Origin of the sequence: Rhodococcus sp. IEGM 1409 (assembly GCF_030056735.1) — a bacterium.
GTDB lineage: Bacteria > Actinomycetota > Actinomycetes > Mycobacteriales > Mycobacteriaceae > Rhodococcus_F.
Genome location: NZ_JASHKN010000001.1, coordinates 523,852 through 534,552, shown reverse-complemented (window position 1 = coordinate 534,552; position 10,701 = coordinate 523,852). Strand labels below are relative to the sequence as shown.

The 10,701-nt window shown below is 62.2% G+C and carries 10 protein-coding genes; 3 read left to right on the top strand and 7 right to left on the bottom strand.

Annotated elements, in window-relative coordinates; translation table 11 throughout:
* The first annotated feature begins 122 nt into the window (after window positions 1-122).
* Genes QM716_RS02635 through QM716_RS02625 form a run of 3 tightly spaced genes read left to right on the top strand, consistent with a single transcriptional unit; the run spans window position 123 to window position 3,643 of the window.
* Window positions 123-1,355 carry an acetyl-CoA acetyltransferase gene (locus tag QM716_RS02635; RefSeq protein WP_283302204.1) on the top strand — a complete coding sequence of 411 codons (1,233 nt, stop codon included), beginning with the start codon at window positions 123-125 and terminating at the stop codon, window positions 1,353-1,355.
* 42 nt (window positions 1,356-1,397) lie between these two features.
* Entirely contained in the window at window positions 1,398-2,915 is a 1,518-nt protein-coding gene (locus QM716_RS02630) for a carotenoid oxygenase family protein (RefSeq protein ID WP_283302202.1), read from the top strand.
* Window positions 2,912-3,643 carry a VOC family protein gene (locus tag QM716_RS02625; protein WP_283302201.1) on the top strand — a complete coding sequence of 244 codons (732 nt, stop codon included), beginning with the start codon at window positions 2,912-2,914 and terminating at the stop codon, window positions 3,641-3,643. The genes QM716_RS02630 and QM716_RS02625 overlap by 4 nt, the downstream gene beginning before the upstream one ends.
* 76 nt (window positions 3,644-3,719) lie before the next feature.
* Here QM716_RS02625 and gap read toward each other — a convergent pair whose 3' ends face one another.
* From gap to QM716_RS02590, 7 genes are all read right to left on the bottom strand, one after another.
* A complete protein-coding gene (gene gap, locus QM716_RS02620; RefSeq protein WP_283302200.1) occupies window positions 3,720-4,715 on the bottom strand; it encodes a type I glyceraldehyde-3-phosphate dehydrogenase in 996 nt (331 codons plus the stop codon).
* 22 nt (window positions 4,716-4,737) lie between these two features.
* A complete protein-coding gene (locus QM716_RS02615; RefSeq protein ID WP_283302199.1) occupies window positions 4,738-5,316 on the bottom strand; it encodes a TetR/AcrR family transcriptional regulator in 579 nt (192 codons plus the stop codon).
* Window positions 5,317-5,461: 145 nt separating this feature from the next.
* Complete coding sequence (locus tag QM716_RS02610) at window positions 5,462-5,635, bottom strand: hypothetical protein (protein WP_283302198.1); 174 nt, start codon at window positions 5,633-5,635, stop codon at window positions 5,462-5,464.
* A 921-nt stretch (window positions 5,636-6,556) separates the two neighbouring features.
* The gene (locus QM716_RS02605) at window positions 6,557-8,188 is read right to left on the bottom strand and encodes an AMP-binding protein (RefSeq protein WP_283302197.1); all 1,632 of its coding nucleotides are present in this window, start codon (window positions 8,186-8,188) and stop codon (window positions 6,557-6,559) included.
* Window positions 8,185-9,240: an NAD(P)H-dependent amine dehydrogenase family protein gene (locus QM716_RS02600; protein WP_283302196.1), complete on the bottom strand. Its 1,056-nt coding sequence runs from the start codon at window positions 9,238-9,240 to the stop codon at window positions 8,185-8,187. The genes QM716_RS02605 and QM716_RS02600 overlap by 4 nt, the downstream gene beginning before the upstream one ends.
* Window positions 9,237-10,007 (bottom strand): SDR family oxidoreductase, encoded by a 771-nt coding sequence (locus QM716_RS02595; RefSeq protein ID WP_283302195.1) that lies wholly within the window; start codon window positions 10,005-10,007, stop codon window positions 9,237-9,239. Before QM716_RS02595 ends, QM716_RS02600 begins: the two co-directional genes overlap by 4 nt.
* Complete coding sequence (locus QM716_RS02590) at window positions 10,004-10,609, bottom strand: nuclear transport factor 2 family protein (RefSeq protein WP_283302194.1); 606 nt, start codon at window positions 10,607-10,609, stop codon at window positions 10,004-10,006. Before QM716_RS02590 ends, QM716_RS02595 begins: the two co-directional genes overlap by 4 nt.
* Window positions 10,610-10,701: the final 92 nt, after the last annotated feature.

Below are 10,701 nucleotides of genomic sequence, written 5' to 3'. Positions count from 1 at the left end.
TCAACCCTTCAATTAGTAGAGTTACTCTGCTAGTTGTAGTACGGTTGCGATGAAATTACAACCGCCGATACACGGGTATCCCGGTGACGTCACCGAGGCCCGGATCGGCAAGGGGAGAGGTCATGACTGTTTCGAACATTTGGATTCTCGGCGGGTACCAATCCGACTTCGCGCGAAACTTCACCCGTGAGGAACTCGATTTCGCGAACCTTGCCGAAGAGGTGGTGAACCACACGCTGGCCGCGGCGAAGGTTCCTGCCGCCGACATCGAGGTGATTCACGTCGGTAATGCCTTCGGTCAGTTGTTTGCCGGCCAAGGTCAGCTGGGTGCGATGCCCGCCACCGTCCATCCAGATCTCTGGGGTGTGCCCTCGTCCAGGCATGAGGCGGCATGCGCATCGGGCAGTATCGCGGTACTCGCCGCAATGGCAGACCTGCGTGCCGGCAACTACGACGCGGCTCTGGTGATGGGTATCGAACTGGAGAAGACAGTTCCGGGTGACGACGCAGCGGGCCATCTGGGTGCCGCAGCCTGGGTCGGGCATGAAGGTCAGGAAGCGAAATTCATGTGGCCGTACATGTTCGATCGTGTGTCGAAGGAGTACGGGCGCCGTTACGGGATCGACGAATCTCACCTTCGCGCGATCTCGCAGATCAATTTCGCGAACGCGAAGAACAACCCCAACGCACAGACACGCGGTTGGTCGGTGCCCGATCTGCTCAGGAACAGCGGTGGCGACGACACCACCAATCCTGTTGTGGAAGGTGGTGTTCGACGATTCGATTGCAGTCAGGTGACCGACGGTGGTGCCGGGGTGGTGCTCGTGACGGACAAGTACCTTCGTGAGCATCCTGGTGCCGCGGCGACTCCTCTGGCTCAGATCGCGGGCTGGGGCCACCGCACCGTCGGTTTGGGCCTTGAACAGAAACTGGCGCGTGACGCGGAGAATCCCTACGTGATGCCACACGTTCGGGATGCGGTGATGCACGCCTTCTCCCGGGCCGGCGTCGATCTGGCCGGGATAGACGGGATCGAAACACATGATTGTTTCACTGCGAGTGAGTATCTTGCGATCGACCACATCGGTCTGACAGCGCCCGGCGAGTCCTGGAAAGCCATCGAGAGTGGCGACATCGCCATGGGCGGCAAGCTGCCGATCAACCCCAGCGGCGGTCTGATCGGCGGCGGTCATCCGGTGGGCGCCAGCGGTGTCCGCATGCTTCTCGATGCGGCGCATCAGGTGACGGGAACGGCCGGCGGCTTCCAAGTCGAGGGCGCAAACCGCTTTGCGACGCTCAACTTCGGCGGAAGTACGGCCACCACCGTCAGTTTTGTCGTCGACGCCGTTTCCTGAATTGCAGACCAGTCTTTCCCCATCAGTCGAAAAGAGAAATCCATGGACGTCGAAATCGTAGGCAAGTTGTTGTCCACCCTTCCCGCCGATGACGATCACCCGTATCGCACCGGCCCGTGGCAACCGCAGACCACCGAGTTCAAAGCGGACAATCTCGAAGTCGTGTTCGGTGAGGTTCCGAAAGACCTCGACGGTGTCTACCTGCGTAACACCGAGAATCCGCTTCATCCCTCGATGAAGGCGTATCACCCCTTCGACGGTGACGGCATGGTCCACATCGTGGGCTTTCGCGACGGAGAGTCGTTCTACCGCAATCGATTCGTACGTACGGACGGATTGGCGGCCGAGCAGGATGCCGGCGCTGCCTTGTGGGCCGGGCTTGCCGAGTCTCCCAAACTCAGTCGACCCGAGGGCGGCAAAGGTGCACGCACCCGGATGAAGGATGCGTCCAGCACCGACGTCGTGGTTCACCGGGGAACCGCTCTCACCAGCTTCTACCAGTGTGGGGATCTGTATCGCCTCGATCCGATGTCGGCGGAGACACTCGGAAAGGAAAGCTGGAACGGCAAGTTCCCCTTCGAATGGGGCGTGTCCGCGCATCCGAAGGTGGACGACAAAACCGGAGAAATGCTGTTCTTCAACTACAGCAAGGAAGCTCCGTACATGCATTACGGCGTCGTGGACTCGACCAACGAGTTGGTCCACTACGTCGACGTCCCACTCCCCGGTCCGCGCTTGCCGCACGACATGGCCTTCACGGAGAACTACGCGATCCTCAACGATTGCCCCCTGTTCTGGGATCCGGTTCTGCTCGAGAAGGGCGCGCACGTCGCGAATTTTCATCCCGAAATCCCGCTGCGCCTCGGAGTCATCCCACGCCGCGGAAACACCGCTGACATCAAGTGGTTCGAGGCCGATCCGACTTACGTCTTACACTTCGTGAACGCCTACGAAGAGGGTGACGAAATAGTTCTCGACGGTTTCTACCAAGGTGATCCGGAGCCGTCGGACAACGGCATGGGCAATCAGTGGGAACGTGCCTTCCGCTTCCTCGCTCTCGATCGCATGCAGACCAGGCTGCACCGCTGGCGATTGAACCTGGTCACCGGAGCTACGCGTGAAGAGCAGCTCAGTGACTCGATCACCGAATTCGGCATGATGAACGGGAATTTCGCGGGCGAGAAGTACCGATACGCATACGCGGCTTCGGGTAAGCCGTCATGGTTCCTGTTCGACGGATTGGTCAAACACGACCTGTTGACGGGCAACGAGGAACGATTCTCCTTCGGTGACGGTGTGTACGGCAGCGAGACTTCGATGGCGCCGCGCGTGGGTGGTACCGCTGAAGACGACGGCTACCTCATCACGTTGACCACTGACATGAACGAGGATGCGTCCTTCTGCCTGATCTTCGACGCTGCCCGCGTCGGAGATGGTCCACTGTGCAAACTTCGCCTTCCCGAAAGGATTTCGAGTGGTACTCACTCGACGTGGGCTCCGGGTGCCGAGCTCCGACGCTGGCAGAGTGCCGACACCGCAGCCGAAGCGGTCGGATTGTGACGGCCACGCCCGACTCGGGCTCCTGGGAGATCTTGCGGCAGGTGGTGATCGGTGCACGAGACCTGGACAAGACCGGTCGGCAACTCCGTGAAGCGCTGAATCTCGCTGCCGGATTCGCGGATCCGCTGCTCGAAGACATCGGATTGGCCGACGAGACCCTGGCCGTCGGGCCGCAAGCCTTTCTGGAGATCGTCGCACCGCTCGACGAGACGGTCTCGTTGGCACGATGGATCCGAAAGGGCGGAGGGGAGGGCGGTTATGCACTCTCGATCCAGGTATCGAACATCGAGCCCTATCTGGAACGTGCAGCTGCGGCCGATGTTCGGACGGTGACCGATCTCGAGGCCTATGGTCACCGGATCATCCAGCTCCATCCCGGTGATCTCGGACTGCTCGTGGAACTCGACGAGATTCCCGACGCCGACGAGTGGTTCTGGGATGAGACGGAGAAGGAGGTTTCGGTCGATCCATGGGTTGACGACATCCTCGGTGTCGACGTGTCTTCTCCCGATCCGCCCAAGACGGCGGCACTGTGGGCCGAAGTGTTCGGAAAGAAACCGGTTTCGGGGCAAACACTCTCGATCAAGCTGGGATCGCGCGTCGTGTCGTTCGTTCCGGGGGAGCGGTCGATGCTCAGTGCAATCGATCTGGCGGCGTCGAGCGGCGCGTCTGCCGTCGAGCCGGGTCTGAGTCTCGGCGGCGTCGAGTTCCGGATTCACCCGCGCTGACCGTGATCGCCTGGAAGGCTGGGACGCGGACTGCAACGGTGCACGATAGATAGTGTGCGTACGCGCCGTCAGTGTCCTAGGTGCCTATACGCTGCGAGAGCTCCACTAGCCGATTGGAGAAGCCCCATTCGTTGTCGTACCAGGCGAAAATCTTCACTTGGTCCCCGATTGCTTGTGTGAGGGGCGCGTCGAAGATCGCCGAGTGGGGATTACCGACGATATCGGCGGAGACGAGCGGCGCCTCCGAGTAGGCAAGGTAAGGCGACAACCCGGGAGTCTGTGCCGCAGTGTGGAACGCTTCGTTGACCTCCTCGACGGTCGCCGGACGTGTGAGTTGTGCGGTGAGGTCCGTAATCGATCCGACGGGGACGGGCACACGCAGCGAGAGCCCGGTTAGTTTTCCATCCAGTTCTGGGATGATGCGCCCGATAGTGCTGGCGGCGCCGGAGGAAGTAGGGATCGTGGACAGTGCCGCGGCGCGGGCACGCCGGAGATCGCTGTGTGGAGCGTCATGGAGGCGCTGGTCACTGGTGTAGGCGTGGATCGTCGTCATGAGCCCGGACTCGATGCCGAACGCCTCGTGGAGTACCTTCGCCATCGGGGCGAGGCAGTTAGTGGTGCAGGACCCGTTCGAGAACACGTCTTCCGGCACGTCGATCGCACCGTCGTTGACCCCGAGCACGATCGCGGGGACATCACGGTCGGCAGGCGCCGAGATGATGACCTTGCGCGCTCCTGCGGTCAAGTGTTGGCGGGCACTGCCGGAGTCCGTGAACCGGCCGGTCGACTCGATGACGACATCAACGCGCTCGTCACCCCAGGGGATGTGGGACGGTTCGCGCTCAGATGTGACGCGGATGTGTTCCCCCGCAACGACAATCGTGTCGCCGTCGACCTGCACGCCGTCCAAGTGTCCAGACAGCGAATCCCACTCCAGGAGCGAAGCGAGCGTCGCGGCGTCGGCGATATCGTTGATCGCGACGACCGCGACATCTGCCTTGCTGAGCAGTGCGGCGCGCAGGTAGCTGCGGCCGATGCGGCCGAAACCGTTGATTCCGATTCGAACAGTCAAGTGATTCTCCTTCTCGGGTTGGTTAGTGGTCGGTGCCGACAGCGGACTGGGCGGTGTCGAGTAGCGAGACGACGCCCCGGATCGCTGCATCCATCGGACCCTGCTCGCCCTTCGCCCGGGCGAGCACATAGCCGCCCTGAATGACAGCGGCTAGCGTTCGTGCGAGTTCTGTCGGGACGATGGTCGTAGGAAGTTCTCCTGCGGCGATCGCGGAGGCGATCGCCTGCTCCCAACGGTCCAGCATTGTGTCGAAGGTGCCTGAGACAATGGCGATGAGCTCTGCATCCACCACAACTTGTGGGTCCTGGGTCATCCGACCTACCCGGCATCCCTGTGTTCCGGGGCGCGGAACCAGGAGGTAACGCTTTATCCGCTCGAGTGGTGAACCTTCTCCCTCCAGCAACGAGGATTCGCCGGTTAATTCTTGGGTGACGGTTGACAGTGCCTCGACCGCAAGCTCGTGCTTCCCACTGAAGTGGTGGTACATGCTCCCCTGGCCGACCCCGGCGCGCGCCATCACATCGCGCGGGCTCGTTGCGGCGTAGCCGCGTTCCCATAGAAGCTCTGTCATAGCTTCCGTCAGTTGTTCTCGTGCGTTCACGTTATTACTGTAACAACTAGTATGTACATTTCGTCATCTGATTGCGACTCGTCGCAGCGGAATCGGAATGAAGAACCGCGACCCTCAGAACCTGGGCGGGCGCCGTGCCGGCCGCCTCGCTACCCGCTAGCGAGGCTGGTTTACGTCAGAACGAGCCGACCGGCGTCGTCAACTTCACGTCACCCCTCGAGCACTGCGACCCGTAACCGAGCTCCCGAGACATGACAGCGGTTGGTGCGCTGCAGTTCCAGCCGTCGAACTCACGAATGTTCGCATTGCCGTAATTCCCGTCGGCAGGCAGGTTCCAGTACGAATCCATCACAGCGATTGCGTCGGCGCATGAAATTATGCCGCTAACCACAGTGACGACCCGTCGGCCGGTCGCTGCCCCGCAGGTCGTCCCTGGCGAGGCAGGTGTGGTGCTGTCCGAGTAGACGTCCATGGGGGCGGCGTTTGTAGCTGGTGTTGTGGTTACGGAAATCGTCACTGGCACTTCCATTTTCGCGCCAGGTGTGGTCACCCGTTCGCCGGTTAACGTAACCTTGCTGTCGACGTACTGAACCCCGGTGCTGCCGACGGAGCACTCGAATCCACCGATGATTGCGGTACAAGTCGTGTTCTCTACCGTGAGGCGAGAATTGACCGGCAACACGGCCGCCCCGGGTTGACCAGACTCGGTGATCGTCAGGTAATAACCCCGTGATCCCAGTACGACTGCGTTCGGCGGACCACTGCCAAACGGTGGCACGTTGACCTCCGGAGTTTCGGAGGGAAACGACACCGAGCAAGTTGCGGTCCGGCCGGAGTCAACGAAATCGCGTGACAGCACGCACTCGCGTCGAGGAGTGCCTTCGACGGCGAAGCGGTAAATACCCGATGCGAATTGGAACTGTCCGGGGTCGACGTCTGTGACGGTGGCCGGCAGGGTCGTCGAAGTCGTAGTGACCGCGGAGGTCGTGTTGTCCGCTGTCGTGGATGTGGATTCAGTGGAGTCTGAAGCAGTGCCGCACGCAACCAGAATGGTTGCGACGGCAACTGCGAGTCCCCCCCCGAATGACCGTTGTCAGCGATCGTTGCATTCGCTGATGAAACCACACCTGCCTCGTTTGACCACATCTCGGTGACTATCCATGTGTCATTTGGTAGCTAGTAGTCAGTGCGATAGGTGCGCCGCGGGGGCGGTGCCGGATGCAGTAATCAGAGTGATCACCCGCGGTCGTGAGTGGCTATCGCTGGGGTGTCACCCCGCGAAGTCCTGTCGCAAGCGAGTCTTGAGAAGCTTTCCACTCGCGTTGCGTGGCAGCTCCTCGACGAACCGAACTGCACTGGGGCACTTGAAGTGAGCCAGCCGCTCGCGTGACCACTCGATGATCTCAGCTTCGGTGGCACCAGAGTCGCCGGCTCGAACGACCACCGCAATGGGAGTCTCACCCCAGCGATCGGAGTGAACGCCGACAACTGCGACTTCCCGGATTCCGGGGTGCCCCGAAAGAACGCTCTCCACCTCGGCGGGGTAGACGTTCTCACCGCCGGAGACGATCATGTCCTTGAGGCGGTCGTGGAGGTAGAGGTATCCGTCCTCGTCGAACGATCCTCCGTCTCCAGTGCGGAGCCAGTCTCCGTCCAACATGGTGGCCGCCGTCGCTGCCTCGTTGCGCCAGTAGCGCTTCATGATATGTGCGCCGCCGATGACGACCTCGCCGCGGCTACCGACCGGGACGTCCTCGAGCGTCACGGGATCGACGATGCGGATGGGTACTCCGAACATCGGCTGCCCGACGGACTTCAACCGATGCGCGGTCGACTCGTCGGTCGCCCGATGATCTTCGGGCGTCAGCATGGTGACACCGCCGGTTGACTCGGTGAGTCCGTATGCCTGCAGGAAACTACATCCGAAGACCTTGGTCGCGTCTTGCAACAGGGGCAGTGGCATCGGCGCGGCTCCGTAGACCAGGAACTGCAGGGCACTCCAATCTGCCTCGCGCACAGCAGGAAGGGAGGTGAGGACACTGATCACCGCGGGAACGGCGACCGCATGCGTGACCTTGTACTCCTGCATCAGCGCGACGAGTTCGAGAGGTCCGGCGATCGTCTCGAGAAGTAGAGCGCCACCGCCGAGAGTCGTGACGAGGGCAAGACCGAGCCCCGCGACGTGGAAGAACGGAACCGGGCACATAGCCACGGAATCGGTGTCGAGATCGAGCAGGTGATACATGGTGGCAAGTGCTCGGCCGAGGTTAGCGCCGGTGAGCTCGATTCCCTTGGGGTGACCGGTGGTTCCGGACGAGTAGAAGATCAGCGAGGTGTCGTCGGGACGGCGCGACGACCCCGGATCGTCGTCCCCGACACCGGAAAGCCAGTCGTTCCACGAGACCGAGTTTCCGACGCCGTCCACTGTGACGACGGTTCGGACGCTACCGACCGCCGCTGCGACGTCGGAGAGGCCCTCATCGCCTGCTCCGAGGACGACGACGGTCGGCTCGCTGTTGCTCAGGATGTAGTCGACCTCGCCCGGTGCCAGCCGATTGTTGACGGCCGTCAGAATCGAGCCCATCTTCGAAGATCCGTACAAGGCGGAGAGGAAGGACGGTGCGTTGGCGCCGATGTACGCCACCCGGTCGCCGGGGCGAACACCATCGCGCAGAAGTGCATTCGCCACTCGGTTGGCTTCGATGTCCAGCTCGCGAAAACTGGTTCGACCATCATCGGAGATGACGGCGGTGTTGTCCGGGCTGGCAATGGCCCGGCTGCGGAGAAGGTCTTCCAGATTCTGTACGGGGCGTCCGTCCGGCAGGAGCGCATTCACGGAAGGTTCACGGGTGGCAGGTTCACGGGTGGCAGTCGAACCTACGGCCGTCGGCTGAGTTGTCATGCTGAATGCTCCAATCTGAAGGGGGCAAAGACAGGGGGTTCGAAAATGCCGGCGGGAGCAGCGAGTACATGCTCGACGGCGCGTAGTGCCGGGCCTGCGGTGATGAACTGACCGGCTGTTGTGCGACTGTTCGGATCTTGCGGTTCGACCAGATTGACGGTCATCACGATCTCGGGTTTGCCGAAGAGGTGGACTTCCCATTGGTCCCGTCCCGCGTATTCCTCGCGATCAGGCTCCATTGTCCAGATGATGGCGAGGGTGAGGAACTGCTTCCCGTCAACCATTGCGTGCCAGCGCCATTCGGTGGTTCCGATGGTTCCGGCCGCAATGCGTCCGGCAGCGACGTCGAGATCCGTACGCGCCGGAAGCGCCTTGTGATCGGAGACGACCTCGTCGTAGGCGACGCCTAGGCGCTCGCACATGAACGCGATGGTCTCGAGGTACAGCGACGCGTAGAGCGAGGGCAACGGCCCCGTTCCGTCCAGTTCCTCCGGGAGCGAGCCCATCCCCATGACGGTGAACGCGAAGTCGGGGTCGGGCATGCCGCGGGCGTCGAGCACCTCGTCGATCGTGATTCGGTCTAGTTCGATCGATGTTCCCGTCAGAGCCAACGCCAATCGCTCGCCGATGACACCTGGGCTCACACCAACCCCGAAGAGCGTCGAATCGCCTTCCTTGCATGCTTGGGCGAACATGTGCTCGCGCTCGGTGCCGTGTGCGCGGGGGAAGTGCTGCCCGGCCGTCGTGATCACGTTGATCCCGGCTCGAAGCAGACGGCACAGATCGTCGTCGTGGCGTTCGTACGGAATCTGCAACCGCGGACTGTGGATGAGAACGTGTGGGCGCGAGCGGATGATCTCGTCCACGTCACGTGTAGCGATCACCCCCGTCGGTGCGCGTCTGGCGATGTCACCGGCGTCTCGACCTGCCTTGGCGTCGCTGTACACGTACAGGCCGACCAACTCGAGGTCGGGACGATCGATGATTCCGCGTAGCGCCGTCTTGCCGATGGCGCCGGTCGCCCACTGGGCAACACGAATCGGATCGCTCATGATCGGGTGGTCAGTTCGCCGGCGAAGAGGAGCTTGCCCAGCCCGCGTTCGTACCGAATCGGATCGCGGGCCAGGCGCGCACGTGCGTCGATTGCCATGAAATCGGTGTCGCACGTCCACTCGCCGCGTTGCATGGCGGCGAGTCCGGTTGCCGCGATGTCGAGGGGGTTTTCCTTGTGGCCCTGCACATGTGACGCCATGCGAGTGTCGACGCTGCCGACGATCAACGACGTGACGGTGATGCCGTGTGGTTCGAGTTCGGCGCGAGCGATGCCACCGAGCGACAGGGCAGCCGCTTTGGCCGGTGAATAGCCACCCATGAAGGCGGTCGGAGCGATTGCGGCCACCGACAGGACGTTGACTATCGATCCTCCGCCGCGGGCGGCGAGCACCGGCGCGAAGGCTCGGATCATCGTCAGAGGCCCGAAGTAGTTGACCTCCATCTCGGCTCGCGCAGCCGCTTCGTCGTCGGCCTCGATCAATCGATTCGCGGTGAACAGTCCGGCGTTGTTGACGACGACCGTGGTGTCACCGCACTTCGCGGCAGCAGTGTCGACGAGGCCCGGATCGGTCACGTCGAGTTCGACGATGTGCGCACCGGTGGCTCGGAGCTCCGCCGGCACCTCGTCGGGATTTCTCACCCCCGCATAGATTTTGGCAGCACCCATCAACTTCGCCTGTTGGACGAAAGCCAGGCCGAGTCCCCGATTGGCGCCGGTGACGAGGACGGTCGCGCCCTCTATCGGAGTTCCGCGAAACGTTGTCATGAGTGCTCCTGTGCCTGTCGGGTGTCGGCGGCTTGTCGGGTGTAGATGAGGTCGTCGGGAAATTTCTTGCTCTTCTTCAATGACGATTCGGGCGCGAGCATCCCGAAGATCCATCCTTCGGCTGTGGCCATGTCGTGGTTCCAGTCCCACCGCAATGCGCGGTGGCGGATTCCCCACCTGCCGTCCTCGAAGCCGAAGCGGTCGATCAGGCGCGCCGGGGTGAGTGTGTCGGCTATGCCGTCCGAGTTCTTGATTCGCGCGAAGGCAAGCACGTAGGACTCGACGTGTGCTGTGCCCCCGTCGAGTTCGATCAGGACGTTGGTCAGGGCGTGGGTCGTCAGCGACCGTGGGTGCGTGATGGCCCCGGCGATGTGGTCGATGTAGTCGTCGGCAGTGCCGGTGAACACCCCGCCGTGGTCTTCGGTTGCGCCGGGGAGGTAGCACTGCCGGGCGTCCTCGACGTCGCCGCGATCTGCGGCTCGGAGGAAACGCGCCAGAACTTCGTAGATTTCCTGCTTGGCGACGAGGGCTTCGATCGGGCTGTACTCCCGAGTGCACGGGCCCCCGCCGGATTCTACTGCGCGAATGTCGTTGGACCTCACGATGATGTCCCTTCTCGGCTCCGGAGAGGAGCCGCACGTTGACGGAGTGCCTCTGCTTACTGTAGTAATCTCTATCACACTGTTAATTGAAG